Annotated in this window: 20 protein-coding genes; 10 read left to right on the top strand and 10 right to left on the bottom strand. The window is 35.8% G+C overall.

What is annotated here, in order from left to right:
* Positions 1-38: 38 nt before the first annotated feature.
* The gene (locus AsAng_RS29230; protein WP_264790703.1) at positions 39-2483 is read left to right on the top strand and encodes an OmpA family protein; all 2445 of its coding nucleotides are present in this window, start codon (positions 39-41) and stop codon (positions 2481-2483) included.
* On the opposite strand, the gene AsAng_RS29225 is transcribed toward AsAng_RS29230, so the two are convergent.
* On the bottom strand, positions 2480-3487 hold the full coding sequence (locus tag AsAng_RS29225; protein WP_264790702.1) for a serine hydrolase domain-containing protein: 1008 nt from the start codon (positions 3485-3487) through the stop codon (positions 2480-2482). The genes AsAng_RS29230 and AsAng_RS29225 overlap by 4 nt on opposite strands.
* A gap of 175 nt (positions 3488-3662) precedes the next feature.
* Between AsAng_RS29225 and AsAng_RS29220 the strand changes: the two genes are divergently transcribed.
* From AsAng_RS29220 to AsAng_RS29180, 9 genes are all read left to right on the top strand, one after another.
* Entirely contained in the window at positions 3663-5303 is a 1641-nt protein-coding gene (locus AsAng_RS29220; protein WP_264790701.1) for a SulP family inorganic anion transporter, read from the top strand.
* 282 nt (positions 5304-5585) lie between these two features.
* Positions 5586-6995 (top strand): MBL fold metallo-hydrolase, encoded by a 1410-nt coding sequence (locus AsAng_RS29215; RefSeq protein WP_264790700.1) that lies wholly within the window; start codon positions 5586-5588, stop codon positions 6993-6995.
* 77 nt (positions 6996-7072) lie between these two features.
* On the top strand, positions 7073-7375 hold the full coding sequence (locus AsAng_RS29210) for a rhodanese-like domain-containing protein (protein ID WP_264790699.1): 303 nt from the start codon (positions 7073-7075) through the stop codon (positions 7373-7375).
* Between the two features lie 9 nt (positions 7376-7384).
* On the top strand, positions 7385-7768 hold the full coding sequence (locus tag AsAng_RS29205) for a rhodanese-like domain-containing protein (RefSeq protein WP_264790698.1): 384 nt from the start codon (positions 7385-7387) through the stop codon (positions 7766-7768).
* Positions 7769-7816: 48 nt separating this feature from the next.
* Positions 7817-8398: a YeeE/YedE family protein gene (locus AsAng_RS29200; protein ID WP_264790697.1), complete on the top strand. Its 582-nt coding sequence runs from the start codon at positions 7817-7819 to the stop codon at positions 8396-8398.
* 6 nt (positions 8399-8404) lie between these two features.
* Positions 8405-8818, top strand: coding sequence for a YeeE/YedE family protein (locus AsAng_RS29195; protein WP_264790696.1), 414 nt, complete (start codon positions 8405-8407; stop codon positions 8816-8818).
* A 115-nt stretch (positions 8819-8933) separates the two neighbouring features.
* Positions 8934-10202 carry an NAD(P)/FAD-dependent oxidoreductase gene (locus AsAng_RS29190; protein ID WP_264790695.1) on the top strand — a complete coding sequence of 423 codons (1269 nt, stop codon included), beginning with the start codon at positions 8934-8936 and terminating at the stop codon, positions 10200-10202.
* Between the two features lie 167 nt (positions 10203-10369).
* Entirely contained in the window at positions 10370-11023 is a 654-nt protein-coding gene (locus tag AsAng_RS29185) for a Crp/Fnr family transcriptional regulator (protein ID WP_264790694.1), read from the top strand.
* A gap of 49 nt (positions 11024-11072) precedes the next feature.
* Positions 11073-11450 carry a DUF983 domain-containing protein gene (locus AsAng_RS29180; protein WP_264790693.1) on the top strand — a complete coding sequence of 126 codons (378 nt, stop codon included), beginning with the start codon at positions 11073-11075 and terminating at the stop codon, positions 11448-11450.
* Between the two features lie 109 nt (positions 11451-11559).
* Here AsAng_RS29180 and AsAng_RS29175 read toward each other — a convergent pair whose 3' ends face one another.
* The 9 genes from AsAng_RS29175 to AsAng_RS29135 all read right to left on the bottom strand — a co-directional run bounded on the left by AsAng_RS29175 (position 11560) and on the right by AsAng_RS29135 (position 25203).
* Positions 11560-12219, bottom strand: coding sequence for an FISUMP domain-containing protein (locus tag AsAng_RS29175; protein ID WP_264790692.1), 660 nt, complete (start codon positions 12217-12219; stop codon positions 11560-11562).
* Positions 12220-12332: 113 nt separating this feature from the next.
* Positions 12333-12725 (bottom strand): hypothetical protein, encoded by a 393-nt coding sequence (locus tag AsAng_RS29170; protein ID WP_264790691.1) that lies wholly within the window; start codon positions 12723-12725, stop codon positions 12333-12335.
* Positions 12726-13487: 762 nt separating this feature from the next.
* The gene (locus AsAng_RS29165) at positions 13488-14681 is read right to left on the bottom strand and encodes a glycosyltransferase (protein ID WP_264790690.1); all 1194 of its coding nucleotides are present in this window, start codon (positions 14679-14681) and stop codon (positions 13488-13490) included.
* 481 nt (positions 14682-15162) lie between these two features.
* The gene (locus tag AsAng_RS29160; protein WP_264790689.1) at positions 15163-16653 is read right to left on the bottom strand and encodes an O-antigen ligase family protein; all 1491 of its coding nucleotides are present in this window, start codon (positions 16651-16653) and stop codon (positions 15163-15165) included.
* A 60-nt stretch (positions 16654-16713) separates the two neighbouring features.
* A complete protein-coding gene (locus AsAng_RS29155; RefSeq protein ID WP_264790688.1) occupies positions 16714-18921 on the bottom strand; it encodes a GumC family protein in 2208 nt (735 codons plus the stop codon).
* Between the two features lie 522 nt (positions 18922-19443).
* Positions 19444-20184, bottom strand: a complete 741-nt coding sequence (locus AsAng_RS29150; protein ID WP_264790687.1) for a TolC family protein — start codon at positions 20182-20184, stop codon at positions 19444-19446.
* Between the two features lies 1 nt (position 20185).
* A complete protein-coding gene (locus AsAng_RS29145; RefSeq protein WP_264790686.1) occupies positions 20186-21361 on the bottom strand; it encodes a sugar transferase in 1176 nt (391 codons plus the stop codon).
* A gap of 7 nt (positions 21362-21368) precedes the next feature.
* Positions 21369-21734 (bottom strand): response regulator, encoded by a 366-nt coding sequence (locus AsAng_RS29140; protein ID WP_264790685.1) that lies wholly within the window; start codon positions 21732-21734, stop codon positions 21369-21371.
* Positions 21735-22320: 586 nt separating this feature from the next.
* On the bottom strand, positions 22321-25203 hold the full coding sequence (locus AsAng_RS29135; protein WP_264790684.1) for a PAS domain-containing hybrid sensor histidine kinase/response regulator: 2883 nt from the start codon (positions 25201-25203) through the stop codon (positions 22321-22323).
* Positions 25204-25280: the final 77 nt, after the last annotated feature.

The following is a 25280-nucleotide window of genomic DNA, read 5'->3' as shown; positions in this document are numbered from 1 at the left end:
CTTTTTTGTTTTTTGATCATTAATAGCACCAAACGACCATGCATAAAATATTAAGTTGTCTCCTTTTGTTTTCTTTTGCGATCAACAGCAGTTTTGGGCAACAACATCACTATAACTGGAAAATTGGAGTCCATGCAGGAATTGCTAATTATTATGGCGATTTAAGTCATCAAATATGGGATTTGCCACATCAATTTAAGCAGCCCATTCAAGATTTTAATTTTTTGACTTATGGTCTTTCATTAGAATATCATGTTTCCAAAACATTTGGGCTTCGACTATTGGGGTTAAAGAGCCAATTTAAAGCCAGTGATCGAACTTATACCAATAGTTTAACTTATAACCGTGCACTCAATGTGCAAACCGATATAATAGATGCGAGTTTATTGGCAGTTGTTTATCTTGACAATGGATTAGTCCTAAATCCAACAGCTGCCATTGCTCCATATTTTTTATTTGGGGGCGGATTGACGCATTTTGAAAGCCGAGGTGATTTGTTGTCTGCGAATAATGAGCGGTATTATTATTGGTCCGATCAGAGCATTCGCAACCAAGATGAGCAAGGAGCCAATGCCAGTACAGCCCAAATTATTCATCCAGATTATCAATACGAAACCGCACTGCGTCCGCTAAAAACAGAAGGAAGAACTTATCAACCATTTACATGGAATATCGCTTTGGGAATAGGCGCTAAGTTTCGATTATCCAAACGGTTTCACTTGCATTTAGAAGCACTAATCCGTTATACAGGCACCGATTATTTGGACGATGTAAGTGCTAATTATTTACCCAATTACACCGATAACTTTCAGGCTTACGCAGCCAATCCTAGTGCCATCAATCGTTCTCAAAGGGGGGATTCTCCCAAAATGAATGATTGGTACAGCTTTGTTGGACTTTCAATCAACTATAGTTTTGGGCAAAAAACCTATGCGATTCGTCCTGCTATTATTTATACAGCAGATTTATTAAAAGAAACGACAACGGTAACGACCAATTCAACCATAAAAGATATTCATGTTCCAATAGAAGAAAATAACGCAAACAATCCTATTAATCCCGCTTCTATTCCTTCGCTACCTAAAGAAGATTCTCTTAAAACGGACAGCCTTGTTTCTCCAAAAATCGATAACATAGCCCTAGAAACGCCCCCTTCAACAGTGGACAGCAACTCATTAGATTCTAATCAATTGATCTTGCCTATCGCAACTCCTATTCAACCCGATTCAGTTGTTTTAAAAGATACCCTTAAGCAACAAGCTGCACCTTTTGGAGAACGATTTTATATAGACAAAATTCACCAATTGGAATTAAAACAGCAGCAACAGCAATATGATTATGAATTAAAATTGCAACAACAACATTATGAAGGAAAATTAATGGAGCAAAAACTGCTAAACGAGTTAAAAAGTGAACAGGAACGTCCTATTCCTAGTACACAGCAACATCAACTAGAGTTACAACAACAAAAATTTGATGCTGAGTTAAAACGGCAACAACAACAGTATGAGTATCAACTAAAATTACAGGAACTCCAAAACGCCTTAAAAATAGAGCGATTAAAGAAAGGAAAAGACACCGTTAGTTTTATCGTTCCTTCTAGTTCTTCTCCAGTTCAAGTTGAACAAGTAACTCAATCCATTAGTCGCCCTATTGTTCATTCCAACAAATCAATTCATAAACCACCATTGGAATCCTCTGTTGAGATTTCACATCAATCGCAAACCCCTGACCAGCAGCAAAGCACAAAGCCTGCTACGACCCTTTCTCAACCTTCTGAAAAAATAGAACCTAGTCCTAAGCCTTCTGTTTTTTCTACCTCTGTTGCACAGGATTTAGCACAAATGCAAGCGGAACGAGATTTGTTGCTTTTAAAAATTAAAGCGCTAGAAAACCAAAATCAAACTGCTCCATCCAAAGATACCATACGAGTGCTACAAAGAGATTCTATCTTTATAACCAACGACAACCATACCGTTTTGGCGGATCAGCTTAACCAACAGCAAACACGCAATCAAGATTTGGCTGTTCAATTGGAGCTCCTCCATAAAAAAAAACGTGCCCAAGAACATACGATTGATAGTTTAAACAAGCTCCTCGCACAGGTAGAAACCGAAAAAAGGATGGTTTCAGGGGAGTTAGAAGCCTTTTTAAGTCAGAAAAAAGCAACCTATGTTACCAAAATTTATTTTGATGTCGGCAAATCGTCTTTAACCGTTCAAGCCAAAGAGACGCTAACTACCTTAATTTATTACCTCAAAAAATATCCTACTATCCGTTTTTGGGTAAAGGGATTTGCCAGTAAAACAGGAAACAAAACCACCAATGAACGCCTATCGGCTGAACGAGCACTTGCGGTCGCCAATTTCATCAAACAAACTGGCGTGCATTCCGATAGAATCAAAACAACGCCCCTAGGCGAGCAAAACAGCCAAGATAATCACGAATTGGATAGACGAGCAGAAGTGCATCTCTCCTTTTAATGCTGTTCTCTAATTGCCGTTAGAATTTTAATGTGGTAATAAAATGTCTTTTTGAAATCCTCTAAATTTCTTGCCACATTTTCCAAGATCACAACCGTTGTTTTAGAACTAGGAAAATAAAAATTCGAAGAAACAAAACCTGGCGCAAAGCCCAATGCCCCAATCTGTATTGGTGCCTCTCCTTTCTTAAATGTCAAGCCATAACCATATTCTATTTCTCCAAAAATGGGATGTTTTCTTGTCTCATAATCGCTTACCATCAAATCAAAGCTGCTATCTTTTAGCAATTGACCACTGTGTAAACATCGATTCCATGCCGCCAAATCATTTGCAGTAGAAATAAAACTTCCAGCAGGGACATAATTTTGCAGGCTGTTGGCTTCGTAGACAATCGTTTTATTAGGCATTTCCGTATAACCCTTTACTAATTTTGCTGCTGCTCTTGCCTTGGGATGAACCGTATGCTTTAAGCCTTGTTTTTGGAACAATTCTGTTGAAAGATCGGCAAAAGATTGATGAGTAACGGCTTCAAGAATATTCGCCAATAACTCATAGCCTAATTGAGAATACTGAAACTGAGTACTTGGCATAAACGCTAGGGGTTCATCCAATGCAACAATTCCATGCGTATGCGTTAATAAATGATGAATGGTAACGCTGTCCTTCCAAGTCTGTTTACTGTTGAGCAAGTATTTTCCGATGGGTTGATCCAATGCTATATCGCCCCGTTCATAAGCTTGTAAGATTAAAACAGCCGTAATTTGTTTGCTAATAGAGCCTATTACAAATTGATCGTCCAAATTCAATTCTTTTTTATTTTCTACATTGGAAAAACCTTGTATATGCACATAAGGCTCCTCCCCTTCTTGCGTCACTAGAACGATTCCATTAAACGCTTGTTTGGGATTGGATGATAACAAGGAGTCGATTTTGATTGCTACAGTATCCACTATCGTAACGGAAGGTTGTTGGCAACTGACGATTGCCATTAAAATTAGAACCACTCCAAAAAGATTTTTTTTAGTCCAACACATATTCATTGTTATATTTTTGGTGCTTTGATCAGCTCAAAAAACGATTTTTTTTCATCAAATTTTATTCTTAGAAATAGTTATGTGATCTACATCACGAAACTTCATTTTATGCGCTCTTATCTTTGCCTCAACAAAAATATTAAAGATGAACATAAAATCAATACTTCCCATTTTAGATTGGCTTCCCAATTACAACAAACAACACTTAAAAGGTGATGTAAATGCGGGTTTAACCGTAGGCATCATGCTCATTCCTCAAGGAATGGCCTATGCAATGCTTGCAGGTTTGCCACCAATTTATGGGCTGTACGCTGCAATTGTTCCACAATTAATTTATGCTATTTTTGGAACGTCTAGACAATTGGGCGTAGGACCTGTTGCCATGGATTCACTTTTAGTTGCCGTTAGTGTGAGTCAGTTTGCACAAATCAATAGCGACCATTATATTACGCTTGCTATTTTACTGGCTTTTATGGTGGGAAGCATCCAGCTCATTCTGGGAATTCTTCGACTGGGTGTATTGGTTAATTTTTTGTCCCATCCAGTCATTAGTGGCTTTACCTCCGCAGCAGCACTAATTATTGGAGTCAGTCAACTAAAGTATTTAATGGGAGTAGATTTGGAGCGCAGTCAATTTTTGCACGTTATCCTTTGGGATGCTTGGCAGCAACTCCTTAATATTAATCCTTATACGCTGTTTATTGGGATTTCAGGAATATTAATTATTCTCCTTTCTAAAAAAATTATGCCTACTATTCCAGCCCCTCTGATTGTGGTCATCAGTGGAATTTTAGCCGTTTGGGGCTTGGGTTTAGATCAATATGGAGTTGCTATTGTAAAAGAAATTCCAAAAGGATTGCCCAGCCCTCAACTCCCCTTATTAGATGGTGAAGTCATGCAACAATTGTTCTCTAGTGCAATAACGATCGCATTGGTCGCTTTTATGGAAGCAATTGCTGTTGCGAAAGCCATTCATGCTAGACACAACGATTATAAAATAGAACCCAATCAAGAGTTGATCGCCTTGGGGCTCTCCAATATGATTGGATCGTTTTTCCAAAGTTTTCCAGGTACAGGTGGTTTTTCTAGAAGTGCGGTTAATGATCAAGCAGGAGCTAAAACTAATTTAGCAGCAATTATTAGTGCTTTATTTATGGTGGTAACACTCCTGTTTTTAACTCCTTTGTTTTATTATTTGCCCAAGGCTGTTTTGGCTTCCATTATTATGGTTGCGGTCTTTAAGCTCATTTCCATACAAGATCCATTAAACCTATGGAAAAAAGGGCACAAAAGGGATTTAGCAATTTTGATCATCACATTTATAGCTACCCTAAGTATTGGCATCCAGAAAGGAATTTTGGTAGGTGTTTTATTGTCTATTATTGGCACCTTATACGACAGCTTATACCCTAAGGTTCGGGTTCAGTTTTCGGATTGGGATTTACCAGATTATGCTTTTGCGGTGCGTTTTGAAGGAGCTTTATACTTTGGTAATAGCAATTATTTCAAAGATAAAATGGAGGCTATTTTAAGCCAACTAGTAAGCAATCAGGATTCGCAACCTATAGAATATGTCCTCTTAGATGGCAGTCATATTCATCAGTTAGATAGTACTGGTGAAAAGGCACTAGAATACATTTTGCAAGTCTATGAAAATAAAGGAATTCCTATTTTATTGGTTGCCCTGCCTTTTCAATTGTCAAAACCTATTTTTTCTAGCGTTCAAGCAGCAATTTCTTCAAAAAAAGATAAAAAAATGAGCAAAAATACCCCTTATGTGATTTAGGTCACATTCTATCTTAAGACAAATAAATACCTTTGAATCAATCATTCTAACCAACCAATTTAATAACATAATTTAAGATTTTTGGCTCTTTGATAATCTATAGGTTCACTTCATAAAATGGCAGTTTAAATTTTTTTAGGACTTAAGAAAACAATACAACTAAAAGCAAGTACTTCTTAACCTAGTTTTACCAACGCCAGCTGTTTCATCATTATAAATCCACAAGGTGAGCTTATCATTTATAAAAGAACAAGATTTAAAATTTTAAAAACAATAAATAACATGAAAATAGAACAAATATATACTGGCTGTTTGGCACATGGTGCTTATTATATCGAATCTGAAGGAGAAGCCGTTATTATTGACCCATTAAGAGAAACCAAACCTTATATTGAGCGTGCTGCTAAAGATGGCGCAACGATTAAATATATTTTGGAAACACATTTCCATGCAGATTTTGTTTCTGGTCACATCGATTTGGCTGAAAAAACAGGAGCAACAATTGTTTATGGTCCTAATGCAGAAATGGCATTTGAGGCACATGTTGCTACAGACGATGAAATTTTAAAAGTAGGAAACATTGGTATAAAAGTATTACACACCCCAGGGCATACCATGGAATCTTCTTCTTTCTTACTAATTGACGAAACAGGAAAAGAAAAAGCTTTGTTCTCTGGCGACACGTTGTTTATTGGTGATGTTGGACGACCAGACTTAGCCGTAAAAACGGATTTATCTAGAGAAGACTTAGCAGCACATTTGTACGACTCTTTGCGCAATAAAATTATGACGTTGCCAGATGATGTAATTGTTTATCCTGCTCATGGTGCGGGTTCTGCTTGTGGCAAAAATATGAGCAAAGAAACGTTTGATACCTTGGGCAACCAAAAAGCAACCAATTATGCCCTTAGAGCGAATATGACAAAAGAAGAATTTGTAAAAGAAGTCTTATCTGGGCTAACTACTCCTCCTCAATACTTTCCTAAAAATGCCCTAATGAACAAAAATGGCTACGAGAGTATCGATGATATTTATGAGCGTGGTGTCGTACCTTTGTCTCCTGAAAAATTTGAAGCGATTGCCAATGAAATGGAGGCTTTAATTTTGGATACTAGAGCACCTCAAACTTTTAAAGACCGCTTTATTCCTAATGCTATTAACATTGGTATTGATGGTAGTTTTGCCCCTTGGGTTGGTGCGCTAATCATCGACTTGAAGCAACCAATCATTTTGGTTACCGATGAAAACAGAGCCGAAGAAGTAGTCACTCGATTGGCAAGAGTGGGTTATGATAATGTATTGGGTTATCTAGAAGGCGGTATGGACGCTTGGACAACAGCCAATAAAGAAACAGATGCTATCCATTCTATTTCTGCCGAATCTTTTGCGCAAAAGGCACAAACAGAATCCTTAACGATCTTAGATGTTAGAGCTCCTAACGAATATCTTTCTGAACATGTGTTAGATGCTCAAAACTTTCCATTAAACTATATCAACGATCAAATTAATTCACTAGACAAAAAGCAAACCTACCACATCCATTGTGCAGGCGGTTATCGCTCTATGATTACGGCTTCTATTTTAAGAGCAAGAGGATTTGAACAGCTGGTAGATGTTGCTGGAGGGTTTGAAGCAATTGCTCAAACAGACATTCCAAAATCTGAGTTTGTTTGTCCATCTACTTTAGCATAAGCTTACCTTATTCACTTAAATAAGTTGGCAATTTTGAATGCTTAAGCTTCAAAATTGCCAACTAAAAAAAGAAAGACATGAATTATATAAATATGAATGCCCAACAATTTAAAACAGCCATAGACGAAGACAAAAGTGCTATTCTACTGGATGTTAGAACCCCTAGAGAAGTTGCGGAGGGCAGCATCGAAGGTGCTAAAGCCATTGATTTTTTAGCAGGCAATTTTGATCAAAAAGTGGCTGACTTTGATAAAGATAAAACCTATTTGATTTATTGTAGAAGTGGTGCTAGAAGTGGTAAAGCCTGCCAAATAATGAGCCAGTTGGGCTTCACCAAGTTAGTCAATTTAGAGGGAGGGATATTATCTTGGAACTATTAATACAAAATCATGAAATACTTATTATCAATACTTGTTCTAACCTTTGTTTCTTTAGGTATTAAAAAGCTCTACGCCGCTCAATCTGCGCAAAATTCTTGCTTTGAACACATTGAGAACAAGACGTTTCGCTTAAAAATGCAAGATACTCAAAACGCCATTGTTTTAGATGTACGCACCGATGCAGAATTCAAATCAGGGAAAATTGAAGGCGCACAAAATATAGACGTACAAAATGCAAGTTTTCGAGCTAAGGTAGAACAATTGGATAAAAACAAAACTTATTTGGTCTATTGTAGAAGCGGCATGCGCAGCATCAAAGCATCTAAAGTACTTTGTGAATTAGGCTTTACCAAAGTATATAACTTAAGGAATGGTTATATGGGCTGGAAATAAGCCAATAGTCCGCCTACTTAATTGATAGAAAATAAACACTATAAAAAAATGTTAGAATTACTTCAGCAACCTTGGCATTGGGCATTCAGTGGTTTTATGATTGCCTTTACCATGTTTATCTTATTGTTTTTTGGAAAAAGTTTTGGTATGTCCGCCACCATGCGTGCCATGTGTACCGTAGGAGGAGCAGGCAAAAAAATCAGTTTTTTTGATTTTGATTGGACGACTCAAGGCTGGAATTTGTTATTTGCCTTAGGGGCAGTACTTGGGGGATATATTGCATCGACTTATCTCTCTAACCCCAATCCTGTAGCCATCTCACCAGCTACCATTGGTTACCTTCAAAACCTAGGAGTAGACTACCCTAGTACCATTCAAGAAGGAACAGGTTATGTCCCCTTAGAATTATTCAATTTGGAAATGTTGTTCACGATGAAAGGACTTTTACTTTTTATAGGGGGTGGTTTTTTGGTAGGGTTTGGCGCTAGATATGCAGGAGGCTGCACTTCAGGGCATGCCATCAGTGGATTAGCCAATTTGCAATGGCCTTCCTTAATTACTGTAATTGGGTTCTTTATTGGAGGCTTAGCCATGACCCATTTTATACTTCCTTTGATCCTACAACTTTAATAAAAAATGAAAGGTTTAAAATATATTATATCTGGTATTTTATTTGGTATTGTAATGACCAAATCTGAAGCTATTTCTTGGTTTCGAATTCAAGAGATGTTCTTATTCCAATCCATCCATATGTATGGAATTATTGGTGTTGCTGTTATTTTAGGCATCCTACAAGTAGCGATTATTAAGAAAAAACAAGTCAAAGACATCAAGGGCAACCCTATTACGTTCTGCCCCAAAAACAAAAGTATCCCTAGGTATCTATTCGGTGGGATTATATTTGGTTTAGGTTGGGCGATGACAGGAGCTTGTCCTGGACCAATGTATACGCTAGTTGGGCACGGGTTACCCATTATGTTGGTCATTATTGCAAGTGCCTTATTGGGTACCCTAACCTATGGTATGCTACGTTCCAAATTACCGCATTAACAGAATTGACGCTTTGATACCGCTTGTAGTAAGATACTATAAGCGGTATTAAAGTAAGGTTAGACTTTATAGATCAGATCCCCATAACAATTTTTAATCTCAAAAATTTAATGTTATGACACACAAGTATTCAATTGTTATTGTAGGTGCAGGAACCGCAGGAATAACTGTTGCAGCTCAGTTGCTAAAACAGAAAAAAGGGCTAAACATTGCCATTATTGATCCTGCAAAAACGCATTATTATCAACCTGCTTGGACTTTGGTTGGTGCAGGAACCTATGATTATGAATCGACAGCTCGACCAATGCAATCTTTGATTCCCAAGGGCGTTACTTGGCTACAAGAATATGTGACAACATTTGAGCCCATACAAAATCAAGTCCGACTAAAAAATGGTGATCTTGTTGCTTATGACTATTTAGTGGTTTGCCCAGGCATCCAACTTAATCTAGATGGAATCGAAGGCTTAAAGGAAACATTGGGCAAAAATAATGTTTGTAGCAATTATGTCGATGCTAATTATACTTGGCAAGTGCTCCAAAATTTTAAAGGAGGTAACGCTTTATTTACCCAACCTGCCACTCCTATTAAATGTGGTGGTGCCCCTCAAAAAATTATGTACTTAGCAGATGATTATTTCCAACAGCAACACCTTAAGCCTAAAACGAATATGATCTTTGCCAGTCCAGGCTCTGTTATTTTTGGCGTAGCCGATTTTGCCAAAACATTGATGCAAGTTGTAGACCGAAAGGACATTCATTTAAAATTCTTTCATAAACTCGTCAAGATTGATGGTCCTAATCAATTGGCTTATTATGAAATCACTCGCCCAGCTGACTCAGACAAAGATTTAGAGTATAATATCAACCCCAAGGTAAAAGTACAACAAACAGGACTGAATCAAATTGCGATTCCATTTGATATGTTACATTTGGCTCCTCCACAATCTGCCCCCGATTTTATTAGAAATTCGCCCCTTGCCCATCAAGAAGGACCGAGCAAAGGTTGGTTAAATGTTGACCACTTTACGCTTCAGCACAATGTTTATCCCAATATTTATGGCTTAGGGGATGCTGCTGCGCTTCCCACAGCAAAAACAGGGGCAGCTATTCGCAAACAGGCTCCAGTGGTGGTAGCCCACCTTATCAATGCTATTCAGCAAAAAAATACAAATTTAAAATACAATGGCTATTCTTCTTGCCCATTGGTAACGGGCTATGGTAAGATGGTATTGGCTGAATTTGGTTATAACAATGTAAGAATGTCTGATCCCCTTATTTCTAAATTTGTAGATACAAGTAAGGAAACTTATAGCATGTGGCTACTCAAAAAATACGGTCTGCCTCCCTTGTATTGGAAGTTAATGCTTAAAGGAAGAATTTAACAACTTTTGTGTCTAAACTGCTCTAATTTTGTTTAATTCTAAATACCAGAATGATGCGACAATTCGTCGTATATCTTTTTTTTGTAGTATTTATATCATAAATTTGCATTTGTTTTAATGTCCCTGTTTTTATAAACAATTTAAGTACTGTTAGTCTTATATATAATATGGATTCACTTTCTTTACCCCAAATATTATCGGCAAAACTGCCTATGATTAATGATCGAAAATTGCTAGACAAAATAGCAGCAGCAGGTCAATTAATGTCCTTAAAGCAAGGCACCACAATCTTAGATTATGGTCAATATATCAAATTGGTTCCTATTGTTTTAGATGGTGTAATTAAAGTAACCCAACAGGGCGAAGAAGGAGATATTTTATTGTATTACTTAAGCAATGGAAGCACTTGTCCTACAGCATTTACCTGTTGTATGATTGATAAGACAAGCGAAATACGAGCTGTTGCCGAAGAAGATACCCAAATACTTGCCATCCCAATCCGATATATCGATGAGTGGTCTAGGGATCATGTTGAATGGAAAAATTTCATTATGGATTCTTACAGTGTTCGGTTCAAAGAATTGCTCTCTACCATTGATGCAATTGCATTTGCTCAACTCGATCAACGCTTAATTAAGTATTTATCCAAAAAAATGGAGCTTACTCACAAAAAAGAATTTAACATTACCCACAAACAAATCGCACTTGACTTGAACACCACAAGGGAAGCGGTCTCTAGATTATTAAAAAAAATGGAGCAAATGGGCAACCTTGAACTAGGTAGAAACCGTATTACTATTAAGCATTTAGAGATTCGATAAAATACGATCAATTTATATTCATTAGAATAATCAAAATATATTATCAATTATGTTCAAAAAAGGTTCAAAATTATATAGTATTTCAAAATTTAAATGCCCAAGTTGTCATGAAGGGGATTTATACAAAAGTTCTTTGGCTTCTATGCAAGGAATTTATAACATGCATGACAATTGTCCCGAATGTGGTCAAGATTTTCAAAAAGAACCTGGTTTTTATTGGGGTGCTATGTATATTGGATATGGGCTTAGTTCTGGCTATATGCTTTCAGCAATGGTACTTTGCATCTTTGGGCTAGGTCTAACGGTCAACCAAAGTTTTGTTGCCGCTATTGCTGGAGGAGTTTTGTTTGTCCCTTTGATTGCACGCTTGGCTAGAGCAATATGGATCAACATTTATGTAAAATACAAACGTCCTGCTAAATCCTAAGGTTTTTCATTTTAGGTTTAGAGACAATATATCTGTGCCGAATCAATCACTTTGCTGTTAGCATAGGGTATCAATTGATATGCTTCTAGTCTAACAACAAAGTGATTTTTTAATTTTTAACACAACGACAAGAAAAGCCCATTTTTTGGGTAGCATAATTTCTGATTATTCCCGCCTTATCATAACTCATTGTTCTCATCCAAGCTCCACCAGTGGTATCATAAACGGTAGCAGTCCAAAAATTAGCCGTTTCTCCCAAATCAAAATAAGGACCATAACTAGGGTTTCTATACCCAGCTGGTAATGCATTAAATCCAACGGCATTGGTTCCTTCAACAGAAGCTACTGCACTGCTGTCCCAACCTTCAATTGATTTGAGTCCGCTCCCTTCATCGGTTCCCCTTTCATTGAGTCCATTGGCTGCGGTAACCGACATTCCCAAATTAATTTCTAGCGTTTTCCATTCATCATCTGTTGGCAAGTGCCAGCCATTAGGACAAACTTTATTTGCCTCGCTAAACGGATATAACTTTCCATAGACTGCATTTATAGTGCTAGGATTAGATGGATTTTGATAAGCACTATCCGATTGGTAATTTAGATTTTCAGCCATCCAAGTTTGTGTTCCAATATTTACCATGCAATATTCCGTTCCATCTCTTTCATCAATAAAACTAGCGGTGCAAAGCTTGGGTTCTTCTTTATCACAGCCTATCCACAAACTAGCCACAAAGCCTAACAAGAAAAGGGTTACAAATAAACGTCTCATAATAGAGGTGATTATGTTTTAAATTTAAGGATAGCTTAAAGTTATAATTTTTTAAACAAAAAAGGTAGAACAACTTCTGTTCTACCCTAGATAATCACTTTATTTGTTTAGGATTACATCCAATCCTTATCCAAACGCTCCACGAGCAGATGGTTTTCTTTTTGGAGTATAACGGTATATTTATTTACCCCCGCCTGAGCAGGAAAAGTAATGGAGTAGCTTTTATTAATGGTCATATTATTTTGCTTAACGACTACCTTTTCTCCCCTTTCTTTTACTGTAATATTAACCCCCTCAATAACATGAGGTGTTTTAAAATGAATTTGATTATTTTTTTTGTCCAAAACAATTTGAATCGTATTCAACAAGTTTTGGTTTTTATCCTTTTGAGTCTCTACGTATACAGGCTTAATTTCTTCCAACATTGTTACTAACTCATTGTTTTTCTGTGCAGGCAACAATAAAGTAAGCAAAGATAATGCTGTTATAAAGAATAGTTGAACCATTATTTTTTTGTTTATTATTATTGATTAATAACTCTATTATAGCTAAATCCATTCCAAGTTATATAAAAAAATAAAAAAAATTAATCTTTAGACATTATTACAAATTATATCGCTTTACAGCCTCCTAGTCTATTCTTTAATTAAAGCTCTATTTCAACTCCTATGATTATGAGTATAGCAAAAAAAAACAGCATTCTTCTTTGTATAACACAAAATAGAATGCTGTACTTACAAAATATATAGAAGTCATTAGCTATGCCATCTCTAAGCGTTTTGATTTTTCTCACCCTACGAATTGCTCTTTGCCAAACAATATCAAAAGAAATAAAATGAGATCAATAAAAACTTTTTTAAGCTGCCTTTGTAAAAAACCACCCCAATACGCTCAATCCCTATAAATGCCTCCAATAGTAAAGGCTAGGTATGAATCAGAGATAAAGGGGTGATGGTTCATCTAAGGCAACAATATGATAAATACTTAAATGCACAAAGGGGATATTTAATCAGATTTAACAAGAACAATGTCTACTAGATGACTTGAATTTCTCTTGTAAAAACCTAATTTTTTGTTTCATTCCTTTTTTAGATTTGTTGATTAAATTGTTTACGTTTTAGATTAGCTGCGCTGTTACTACGTAAGCTTTAAGTCGCCTACTTAATCACTACATAGCAACAGCCTGACTAATCAATAAACCAAAGTAAAAGAAAGATATTAGACAGGCTATAATAGCCTTTCTACACAGTATATATAATAACGGGACGTTACGCAATTTTATTTACAAGGGCATTTTCGAGTGCACGAACACTATTCTCCCAGGTATGGGATTTGGCAAAATTAATTCGTTGCATACGCAATGCCTCACAATCTGTTTTTAGTAAGTATCTTATGTCGGCTTCAAATTGGTATTTATCTTCTGCTAAGCAAACATAATCCTCAAACATTATCATTCCCTCGGTTCGGGTTGCAACAACAGGCTTTCCCATTGCCAAATATTCGTCAATTTTACGTGGGTAGTTCCCAATAGACAGTTGATTTAGGACTTGAGGGTTGATACAGACATCAAAACCATGGATAAACTGAGGTAATGTTTCTGGTTTTTGAAAACCTAAAAAATGAACATTATCAAAATTATGTAGTACACTTTTCTTAAAAACATTATCTTCTCCCCCCACTAAAACAATAGACCAAGAAGGGTTTCGTTTTGCTAGATAAATCAAAATTTCTAGATCTAGCCGCTTAGAAGTTAAATTGCCAACATATCCAATAATTGGTCCGCTTAGTTTTTTGAGCGCTGCTGGAACAGAATGAATTTCTTGAGGTTGAAATTCCTCTAAATCACAACCTTGCCCTATATAAAAACTATTCGAATTGTATACTTTTGCATAATTGACTAAATAAGTAGAATTTGCAACAACAAGATCAGCTTGTTCAACCAATCGCTTTTCAGCATTAGGACCGTGCTTTTCAAAATACGGTTGTGCAATAAGGTAATCTCTGATATAATAGATAAATAGCTCAGGACTCAAAAATTCTTTTAGGTTATTCCCCTGAAACATCGCACTATCATTAAATAGAATAAAGTCATTAAACCCTAACTTTTCTAAGTATCGTTTAACCGTTTTAGCTAGTTTTCGATTGTTCCATCGATTAAAAAATTTAAATAAAAAACTTGAATTTAACCATTGTACAGATTCCATCACAACAGGGGGAGTTAGAATCCAAAAGTTCGTATCCAACTGAACCAAAGGTGATTTTTTCCTTGTTAAAACATCCATTCGATTCTGAGCAATTGTATTCTTTTTCTTCCTTAACCAAGTAATTCTATCAAGTGGTCTATTGATATAAAGCACCTTGTTATTCTTAGCCAATTCTAAGGCAATGTTTTTACAATTACTTCCTATTTCAATATCCCAAGGCTGTAAACCAAAAACTACAATATTTCTATTCCGAATCATAATTTTAACTATTTACAATAGAATAAAGTTATCTCAAACAATGATTAAATTAACTTCAATTCTAATAATTCCAAAAATGCACCACAAACACAAACACCTGAAAATCAAATAAATAATTTTTAAAGCAAGCCATTATATTTCCATATTCTGGAAAACTGATTTCAAATCAGGAAATAATGCTCTATTTTTATTGTTAAACTCAAGCATATATGCTACACCATAAACAAGATACCTTGTTCACCCCCTCCTTTACACTGCCAATGTTATTGCTTTAAATTAAAAAGCAGCTTTCCGTTTGGTTAATACAATTGGAGTAATTAGGTCTTATAATCCCTCTAATTGTAATCTATTTTTTATTAAACCATTTCCACACCAACACATAAACAACTGGTTATCAATATTTCAAAAAATAAAACTTATACTAAAAATTCCTCTAAGTGGATATTTTACATATTTTGGAAACATTTCAACCATCAATAAGTCAGTACTTTGTATTAAATTTAGATTCAAATTTGGGCAAGTCCTCTCCTAAAGCCCAACTCCTAGCCATCCAGATATAAACCAAGCTCATGCTAATAGTTAAGTTACTTGGTAATTGATAAATTACACTATTGCCATAATTAGCAGCCAGCAACCCCATTATTCCACAACAAAGTGCCAATACTTTGGGGTAAAGTTCTGAGTCCTTCAGTTTTAGCAACATCCAAAAAGTAGCACCAAGAATAAATGAATAATAGAACCAATAAAAATACAACCCCACAATACCTATTTCTGCTTGTAATTGCACATAACCACCATCGGTTCCTGTCATAACATTATCTTCTCCATTAAATCGATTTCCCCAATAACCAGCGGTTCCTATGCCCCAGCCAAACGCATGTTTATTCATATATTCTTGATAATGAGCCCTCGCCTCCATCCGATACTGAAAAGAAGGGTCGTTAGGATCAAATGCCGTTCGCATTCTATTGATGGTATAATTACTTTGCCCCACTGTTGTAAACACCAATAAAAACAAAATAACAGCGCCTACGATAATTCCTGAAATGGTAACAATCGGTTTACGACACCATACTAGATAAACTCCCATGCCAATAATTGGGACAACCAATGCCCCTCTCGTTCCAGAAATAGCCATTCCATAATAACAGGCTAACATCCCAATACAGTAATAAATTTTATAGTTTCGCCGCTTTTCATGAATAAATAAAATATTGGCAATTAGCCCAGCATGAGCCTGAGAAACGCCCGCTTGTCCAGCATTCTCATAAAATGAAAATACTCGCAACTTACCAAACAACATATGGCGGTCTAACTTAGGTTGAATAAAAATGCTATCAGCGTAATTCAGTCCTATATTCAATTGATAGGCTCCATAAAGTCCCCCAAAAATAGAAAACCCGACAAATAGAAGAAAAAACCGATCTAAATCTTCCTTTTGGTTTAATAGCATATAGGTCAGTATAACCGTAAAAAATAAGTAAAGCGCATAGCATCTCATTGCATAAAACCAAGCAATTTTACTCGTTGCTTGTGGGTTAAATAACTGTAGAAAAACAAAGAAAAACCACAAAAAAGTCAAAACGACTAGCTTGTTTTGGAGGATGGTATATGGCGCCTTTGCTCCTCCACTAAAAATCATAGCCACAAAGGTCAAAAATAACAAACCGTCAACCCCCAACCCAAAAGGCAACGAAATTCTAGTATAGGCAAAGAGATAACGGGCAATTAAACTCCAAACAAAGCAATAGACCAATACAGACCACATACCTAGTCTAGGGTTTTGAAAAATTTTGTACAAATAAAACAAACCAATAGGCAAGCCCACTAGCCCGATACAGGTCAGCATCCAATTGTAGACTAACCCCTGTGCAATAATTCCTAAACCTCCAATTAAGCCAACAAAAATTAGTGGCACATAAAGAATATCAGCTCCTTTTTTGATGTGTACATTCTGGGGCTTATTTAGCATACGCATTAGGAATTAAGTAATCGTTTACAATAGTTTACAGGAAAAAATTAACGTCAAGTACTATTTTTGAAATTCTAATCGGCACCACTGTCGCAAGACTTGCCGCCATTTGCTCCTTTTTCGTGGTATTCGCCCTATAATTTCTTCCAAAAACACCAATTTAACTGCGTTTAAAAACAGCATAGGATCTTTTCCCATTATTCGCTTTAGGTTCTCCAATGATTTTTTATCGGCTGATCCCCATGATCGGTTGGCTCTCGCTACCAACACGCAATTATCGATCTTGCTCCAAATCTTATGAGGAGTTTGATAGCCCTGTAAGTAAGGCAACTCTATAAGGATATAATCTAAATCTTGGGTCGTTTTATTAAAAAGCGTTTCCGAATTAATTCTACCATCATCCAACTCATAATAATTGACGGGTGGGGCTTCTTTTTCTGTTTCTTGAACAAAGGGGGACTTCCATTCGCCCTCTTCTAATCGTCGAGGTTGATGAATACTAATTTTTTTCCCCAATGCCACCAATACTTGGGCTAATTCTTGGATAACTAGTGTTTTCCCCTCTCCATCTTGCAGGCTACAAATCGCCAAATAAATGGTTTTTGATGACGAACCTTGTTCTTGTTGTTGCTGCTCCAGTTCTTCGATAAGCCGATGGATTAGCGCTTTTTTTAACTGATTATAATAAATCTTACCTTGTTTTTTTGGAAAAAGTGGAAAAGCAGAAGCCAAGGGTAGCCCTGTCCATGCTATCCAATTAAGCGGTCGTCGAATGCTTTGATCGATCCATTCTAACAATACCAATAAACCTACAATGAATAAGCCACCAACTAAAAATGCAACGATGACCAATAGTTTTCGATTGGATGGATCTGGGCTGGTAGGAAATAAGGGAGCATCTACTACTTTTAATTTAGTAGATAAAGCGATATTTTGTTGGCGCATTTTTGCCAAATTTAAAGCCTCTAAAATCCTTAGATAAGATCCTTCTGCAACGGCTACTTCTCGCTCTATTTTTGTTAGATTTGAACCAATAGGTGCCATGGTTTGATACAAATCTTTAAATGCCTTTTGCCGAGTAGCAAAGACCTTTAATCTAGCTTTAGACTCTCCTACATTAAGAATATTGTCAAACCATTTTTTTAGAATGTCTTTAGTTTTCACCCCTGAAGTGCTATAATTAATAGCAAATATTGCCTCCAGCTCTCTTTCCATTTCTGTTCTTAATGCAGTCAATTTTAACTCCAATTGATCAAGGCTATCTTTAGCAACCGCTTCATCAAAAATTTTCATTCTAGCAATTTCGCTCGCTAACGCTTCTAATTGATTTCTTTTGGCAATAATTTCTGTGTTTTTGCTCAACACGTTTAAATGCATATCCAATTGTTCCTGAGCATATTTGCTGGTATATTCTGCCGAAGCGAGTGTCATTCGCTCTCTATATATTTCTCCTTCCATCTCTTGGCGGCGTTGAGCAATAGCCCTTACTTGCTCGGTATAATCTAGTATATTGTTGCTAGAACGATAAGCCAATAAGTCTGCTTCCAAGCCATCCAATTTAGCCTGAGCATTTAATAACCTTGCTTCAAAATAAGCGACAATATCATTCGTTTCACTAACCTTTACATAACGATATTTTTTTATAAATGCTTCTGAAAAAAAGCGTAAGGTATTCATCGCAACTCCAGGATCAGTAGATGTAAAATTTACTTTTACCAAATCACTGGTTTTTATCCGTCTAAATCCTATATGATTGAGTGCAAGAATAGAATAATTTGGAATAAATCGTTTGGTGTGTACAATGCGATAAATGACATTGAGATGATCCTTTTTTAGGTAGGTCATTGTTTTTTCAAAAGTCGCATCAAAGTTACCTGCTACCGCTAATTCTTGCCGTACCTCTTCAGGGATTAAATTGTGTAGTTCTTGAATCGTAATAGGCGTACAAATACGAGCAGGCACTGTTTTGGGGTCTTGAATTAAATGTTGAGCGATCAACTTAACCCCCACCTCTTCCTTGACCTCCTTTGCTCTCATAATGGTCAATACATTCTCAAAAACACTTTGAACCATAAACCGATCTCCTACTCCTTGCCCCATATCAACGTTAAACCCTGAAGCAATCCCCGTGTAAATAGAACTGCTGCTCGAATAACTTTTCTCTTCTCCAATGGTCAAATAATAAACCAAGGCAGCCATAAAAAACGGTACAAATAGAACTAATAGATAGTGCTGGAGTATTAGTTTTATAAATCGAAAAAGACTCATATACTATCTAGTTTAGCTTAGGCAATGATTTAATCTTTCTATTCCTATTTTTTTGGATTATTTCTTATGGTTATAAGAATAGTTTGCCGTTGTAGAATAAGACCTCTCATAATTGTTTATATTTTTAAATATAATAAAAAAATAGATTTTATATACAAAATCTATACTTTACTCCCCTAAAAAGATGTCCTCAAAAACATAGAATTACTCCCCAGAACATAAAAAACTGGTTTCCAAAGATTTTCTTTATTTGTTTTGGTCCTTTGACAACTCTATTACGACCACGGAGTAGCAGTGCAGCTAAGTAAATGGTGTGGAATCATAAACTACCTTGCCTGCTTATTACTACTTTTGTTATAGGTTATAGACCGTAAGTCGTATGTCCTGTATTTACAGGAACTAAGCATACGACTTACGACCTATAACTTTTTACTAAAAAAAGTAGTTAAAACCTTACCTTTTTTTAGTGTTTACCACACGGTTTACTATGTGAGCCTATGGGTTATCAAAGAACCTTTATTTTTATTGGGGAGTTCCCACTCCAAGTAGATGCTGTAAGGTATAATATGCCTTTTTGAGATTTTGCTTATAGCCCTCTATCTCTAACTTTAATTTGATATCTTTGAGCTTAATATCATTATAAGTAGCGATGTTTATTTCTCCTTCCAAAAACTGTTTACGAGCCAATTGGATGGTCGTTCGGTTCGATTCGTAGCCTGCACTTGCCCTTGTATAAATGTCTCGATAGTATTCTAGGCTAACATAAGCATCCGTAATTTTTTGTACAACAATCAATTTTGCTTCATCCTTCATTGCTCTTTCATAAGCAACATAAGATTTTAATATTTTCATCTCATACTTACGTTCTACCCAATAAGCAGGAGACAAATTAACGGCAACTCCAACATTAAATAAAACAGTATTGATATTAGATGCAATCCCACCATTTAAGTTGTTTTGATTCACATCGATAAAACTATTTCCATAGCCCACATTTCCTCTAAAAGACAGGATATCTAACCAATCATTTTTAATCTTCTTTAGTTCATTTTCCTTTACCGCAATAAGTGCATCTCTACTCTTTACTAAAGAAGAACGATTGGTTGCGATTTGAAGCAACTCTTCAAGGGGAGGCAATTCATAAACAAAAACTAAGATGTTATCCCATTGTTGCTCTGAAGTTAGGCTATCTTCTTGAGCTAAAGCAAAAGATGGAAACAAAAGCAAGATCAAGAAATGCCTAAGTCGGATTGACAGCTCCATGTTATACGTTTTCTTTTTGAATAAAAACTCCAATGGTTTGAAAAATGAGCTTAAGATCAAGCCAAAACGTATAATTTTGGGCGTACTCATTGTCCAAGTTTTTTCGTTCTTCCTCAGACATGTCCTTTTGTCCCCGTTTTCTGACCTGCCACAAACCTGTCAATCCCGCTGGAGCAGCAAACCGTTGCACCCCATGATCCGTCGTCAATTGTTCCGCTTCGTACAAAGGCAATGGACGATTTCCAACAATAGACATATCCCCCTTTAGAATATTGAATAGTTGAGGAAGTTCATCAATGCTGGTATTTCGAAGAAACCGTCCTAATCTAGTAATTCGAGGATCCCTGCTTAGTTTGACAAAAGCTGCTTGTTTGTTTTTGTTCATTGCCAAAAACTGTCGCTCGCAAATGGTATGATTATCAATGACTAACTGAGTACAATCTCCATCGATACAATTTTCACAAACCTGCTGCTCTAAAAGGTTTCCTGTTTTCTTTTTTTGGTATTGATTCTTTTCTTTTTTTAGGGCATCCAACTCTTTATCAGCCCCTATTTTCATGGTTCTAAACTTATAAAAATCAAATATTTTATATCCGCTTCCAACTCTTTTAGAGGTATAAAAAACAGCGCCCTTAGAGTCTAATTTAATCAGAAAGGCAACAAGAATTAATAAGGGAGATAAAATCAATAAAGCTGTGCCAGCTACCAGTATATCAAAAGTACGTTTCCAAGTAGGGATTTTAAACTTTGTTAAGGTTGGTCCTTGCTTAGGTTCGTAAATTTCCTTTTTTAGTTGATTATTCATTAATGAGACCAAACGCTCTTTTTGGGTATTTATCAATGGTTTTTCAAAGATGTCTACCACATGATTGTTTCGTGCTTTTTCCATATTAATTTCTGTTTCATTTTTTACTAAAACAAGCATTTGAAAACGTTTATGTCCAAATCGTTGTTTTATTAAATTACTAAAATCAAGTACCTTAATATTGCTGTAAGTATTCTCTATTAAAATTAATGCAGGAGTTTTATGCCCTTCTCTCAACCAGGAAAATGCTTCTAGTGGGGTTCCTATTTGATAAATATCATAATCGCTATCGAACCAGTCTACTAAGGTCCTTAAGATACTATTATCATTACCAATGTAAAGTATGCTTCTAGTGATTCTTATCAGTCCCATAAAGATGCTATTTTAGGAGTTTTTCAACACGAATAATTAATTCTTCGGGGTTAAAAGGTTTCACAACAAAATCATCTGCTCCCATCTGTAGGCATTGTATTCTATCTCCACTTTTATCTACCCCAGAAAGCATGATTAAAGGAATATTACGATAAAAAATACTTCCTTTTAAATTGTTCAAAAATTCTATTCCGTCCATTTCGGGCATGCGCAAATCGGAAATAATTAAATTGGGTATATTTCCTTCATGAATCCATTCTAGTGCTTCATATCCATTCGACATGCAGCAAACATTAAATTGTGGTTCGAATATATTCTTAAGTAAAGCCATCATGAAGTTGTTATCCTCTATAATCAATAGTCTTTCTTTCATTAGTAATTATTTTTAAGGGTGAGTAAGTAATAAAAGCAGCCTAGTTTATCTATTGGCTATACATATTCTTATTAATTAAATTCCAATAGCTGTTCCAAGTTTTCCACAACCTGAAGCAATTAAACACAAATAACTAAAAATCAACAACTTAACACAAGTTAAAAATATATTAACAGCTCTTTTTATGGCTTATTTTTTTCCTAAAAATGGAATTTCATCTAAATAGAAGAAGTATTGTTTCATGATTTACAACCATTCAGGCTCCATCCTTTTCCTAGAAATAAAGCCCCCAGATAATGAGATAAGTCCTTCTGTTTTAATAGGGACGACTATCTTATGGCAAAGAAAAAAGCCTAACCCACAGGGTTAGACTTTTCTAGAATAGGGAAACCTTCAAGCTTTATCTGTTAATGAGTATTTTTTAGTCTTAGCGGTTCTTTTAATGTTCTTTATCTTCATTATAGTATAAAACAAACACCTCTCCAAAAACACAAACAACTACAAAACAACAAGTTAACTCAAAACAACTTCATCAAAACATATTAAAAAATGGAATTAATTCCATTTTAAAGAATCAATGTTTGGTTTAACTTTTATTCAACTCTTCTTTCAACAATGGATAAACCTTTTCACAGCCTGTTTTTAATTCTTTAATCAAAGAAAAAATACTGCTTTTCACTATTTTTTTATTTCGGATATCATCCTCTATTTTTTTGGCAATTTGCTGTTGTTCAAACATCCCTAGCGTTCCCAAAGTAGATTTCATTTGGTGTGCAACATCTTGAATATTGTCCCAGTTCTCATTCTGAACAAACGTTTCTAGCTCTTTTATTTTTTGAGGATTATGATCCAAAAACATCTGCACCATTTCTATTATAAATTTAGAACTCCCTTGGCTAAACTTTTTTAAATAACTTAAATCATAAGCTTTTTGAGTAGCAGTAGGCTCAAAAATTAATTTTTCGTTCTTAGGTTCATGCAATGCTGCCTTTTCGTCTAAGCAATTAATAATGGTTTGTTGAAGCAATTGAGGAGAAAAAGGCTTGGTTATAAAATCAGATACCCCAACCTCAAACATTCTCTTTCGTTCTTCATGCAAAGCAGCAGCAGTTAAAGTAATAATTGGTGTTTTACAATTGGGGTTCGCAGAATCAGTTGTAATGGCTACGACCGCTTCATAACCATTCATTCTAGGCATGTTAATATCCATGAAGATCAAATCGTATTTTTTCGTCATTGAATATTCTAACGCTTCTACGCCATCCTTTGTCAAATCAAAACTTACCTCCCATTGCTCCAATATACTTCCTATTAGTTTTTGATTAATGGGATTATCTTCTGCAATTAGAACCTCTAATTCTTTTAAGCGTCCTAAGGTATGATTATGCTGAGTTTGCTGTACTTCTTCTTCGTTAATAGACATGCCAGAATCTATAAAGGGCAATAAAATAGTGAACATGGTTCCCTGTCCTAGTGTACTTTCTACCCGTATACTCCCTCCCTGTAATTCTATAAGTTGCTTAACAATCGAAAGCCCAAGTCCCGTTCCCCCAAACTCTCTATGGGTATCGATCGTTGCTTGTTTAAAACTAGCAAAGATTTGATTAATATTTTCTTCAGCAATACCAATCCCCGTATCATAAACCTGAAACTTAATCCAATACTTTTCATCTGTAGATTCTTCGACCAGTGCATTTACCCCAATATATCCATCAGAGGTAAATTTACTTGCATTACTCAATAAATTGCCCAGTATTTGGCTAATTCTAGTTTCATCTCCAATAATTTGATTTTGAATCTTATCATCGATATTAATTTCTACCGAGATATTTTTTTCTTGTACCTTAAATTGATACGTCCTTTGCAAAGATTCGAGTAAATAATGCAAAGAAAATGGTCGGCTTTCTAACTCAATTTCTCCTGCCTCTATCTTAGACAAATCCAAAATATCTGAAATAATTGCCATCAAACTATCCGCAGAAAATTTCAGCGCTTCTACATAATCAGATTGGTCTTGGGATAAATTAGATTGACTCAGCAGGTAAGTCATCCCAATTACAGCGTTCATTGGGGTTCTTATTTCATGACTCATGTGTGCTAAAAACTGGCGTTCTACATTTCGTGCCTTTTCTGCTCTCTGCTTGGCTTTAATCAATGCATTTTCATTTTCTTTGCGCTGTGTAATATCTCTTAAAAAAGCTGAAAAGAAATACTTATCCTGAATTTTGATGGGAGCAATGGATAATTCAATCGGGAACTCTTCTCCTGATTTTCGAATAGCACTCAACTCCAAACGTTGATTTAGAGCAGGGCCTACTCCTGTTTTTAGGTAGCGTTTCATTCCCTCTTGATGCCCTTTAACCATTACAGGAGGAATAATTAAATCATGTAGAGGTTTCCCCAAAGCTTCCTTCTCAACATAGCCCGTCATCCGTTCGGCACTTTGATTCCAACCCGTTACCAAGCTATCTTCATCAATGGTTATAATCGCATCCAAAGAAGTATTCAAAATAAGTTGCAACTTTTTTCTTCCCTCCAAAATTTCTTGCTGGGCGATTTTACTTTCTGTAATATCAACAATAAGAGCCAAGCTACCAATAACAATACCATCGCTATTAAGGTAAGGCGTTGCACTAACCGAAACCCATCTAGCCCCCCCTCCTTTTTGCCGCATAGGAAATTCATAATTATCCGATTGGCCAACTTTTCGCTCGTTTAATTTTTGCTCATACTCTGCCCAATACTCTTCTGGAATCATTAATTTATATCCTTGAGATTGAATAATCTCCTCCTGTGAATACCCCGATAACCGACACATGCTCTCGTTTACAAAAATGACATAGCCTCCCAGATCCGTAATTACTAACCCTTCTCCAATACTTCGGACAACCGATTCATATTTGTCATTACTAGCAATAAGTTCTTTTTGAATTCGGTGTCTTTTCTGAGTTTCGTACAAAGCTCGACCGTGCGCAATACAGCCATTCATAGATAAGGCGAACTTATCCATAATATCTCTCAAGGGGTTTAATTTTGACATTAATTTCCCCTCATTTGTTGTCTTAGAAAAATAGATTTTGATAAATCCATTTTCTCTCAAATTAAAAACAATGCAGATGTTACCGTCTAATTCATCTTCTTGATCTTCTTCCAACAATAAAGAATAATCCGAATCTGGAGCATCAGAAGTCTGCTGCAAAAGCCCTATATTTAGCAGCTCATCTTTGTCAATTTTTCGATGCTTTACCCTAGCCATGGGGTAGCCATATACCAATTGATAATTCAGAAATTCACTATTATCAAAAACATTGTTTCGCACCCAAACAGAGGCACAAACGATATTCATTCTACGCATCAAGATCGTCAGAAAATGTTTGCAATTTTCTTGCATATCCAAAGAGGTACCTATAGCGATAGACAACTCATACAATAAGGAGATATGTTCTATTATTTCCTTTGAATCCTTCATATCAATAGTTTTGCCTCAACAACAATTAGGTAATAAGACGAATAAACCAATTTATGCTAAAAAAAATGGTTCTTTGA

This window comes from Aureispira anguillae (assembly GCF_026000115.1).
GTDB lineage: Bacteria > Bacteroidota > Bacteroidia > Chitinophagales > Saprospiraceae > Aureispira > Aureispira anguillae.
This window is presented reverse-complemented; position numbering and strand designations above follow the sequence as displayed.

Bases quoted from the DNA above. Each gene is read 5' to 3' on its own strand.
- AsAng_RS29230 (WP_264790703.1), top strand. From the start codon at position 39: ATGCATAAAATATTAAGTTGTCTCCTTTTGTTTTCTTTTGCGATCAAC.
- AsAng_RS29220 (WP_264790701.1), top strand. From the start codon at position 3,663: ATGAACATAAAATCAATACTTCCCATTTTAGATTGGCTTCCCAATTAC.
- AsAng_RS29215 (WP_264790700.1), top strand. From the start codon at position 5,586: ATGAAAATAGAACAAATATATACTGGCTGTTTGGCACATGGTGCTTAT.
- AsAng_RS29210 (WP_264790699.1), top strand. From the start codon at position 7,073: ATGAATTATATAAATATGAATGCCCAACAATTTAAAACAGCCATAGAC.
- AsAng_RS29205 (WP_264790698.1), top strand. From the start codon at position 7,385: ATGAAATACTTATTATCAATACTTGTTCTAACCTTTGTTTCTTTAGGT.
- AsAng_RS29200 (WP_264790697.1), top strand. From the start codon at position 7,817: ATGTTAGAATTACTTCAGCAACCTTGGCATTGGGCATTCAGTGGTTTT.
- AsAng_RS29195 (WP_264790696.1), top strand. From the start codon at position 8,405: ATGAAAGGTTTAAAATATATTATATCTGGTATTTTATTTGGTATTGTA.
- AsAng_RS29190 (WP_264790695.1), top strand. From the start codon at position 8,934: ATGACACACAAGTATTCAATTGTTATTGTAGGTGCAGGAACCGCAGGA.
- AsAng_RS29185 (WP_264790694.1), top strand. From the start codon at position 10,370: ATGGATTCACTTTCTTTACCCCAAATATTATCGGCAAAACTGCCTATG.
- AsAng_RS29180 (WP_264790693.1), top strand. From the start codon at position 11,073: ATGTTCAAAAAAGGTTCAAAATTATATAGTATTTCAAAATTTAAATGC.
- AsAng_RS29175 (WP_264790692.1), bottom strand. From the start codon at position 12,219: ATGAGACGTTTATTTGTAACCCTTTTCTTGTTAGGCTTTGTGGCTAGT.
- AsAng_RS29170 (WP_264790691.1), bottom strand. From the start codon at position 12,725: ATGGTTCAACTATTCTTTATAACAGCATTATCTTTGCTTACTTTATTG.
- AsAng_RS29165 (WP_264790690.1), bottom strand. From the start codon at position 14,681: ATGATTCGGAATAGAAATATTGTAGTTTTTGGTTTACAGCCTTGGGAT.
- AsAng_RS29160 (WP_264790689.1), bottom strand. From the start codon at position 16,653: ATGCTAAATAAGCCCCAGAATGTACACATCAAAAAAGGAGCTGATATT.
- AsAng_RS29155 (WP_264790688.1), bottom strand. From the start codon at position 18,921: ATGAGTCTTTTTCGATTTATAAAACTAATACTCCAGCACTATCTATTA.
- AsAng_RS29150 (WP_264790687.1), bottom strand. From the start codon at position 20,184: ATGGAGCTGTCAATCCGACTTAGGCATTTCTTGATCTTGCTTTTGTTT.
- AsAng_RS29145 (WP_264790686.1), bottom strand. From the start codon at position 21,361: ATGGGACTGATAAGAATCACTAGAAGCATACTTTACATTGGTAATGAT.
- AsAng_RS29140 (WP_264790685.1), bottom strand. From the start codon at position 21,734: ATGAAAGAAAGACTATTGATTATAGAGGATAACAACTTCATGATGGCT.
- AsAng_RS29135 (WP_264790684.1), bottom strand. From the start codon at position 25,203: ATGAAGGATTCAAAGGAAATAATAGAACATATCTCCTTATTGTATGAG.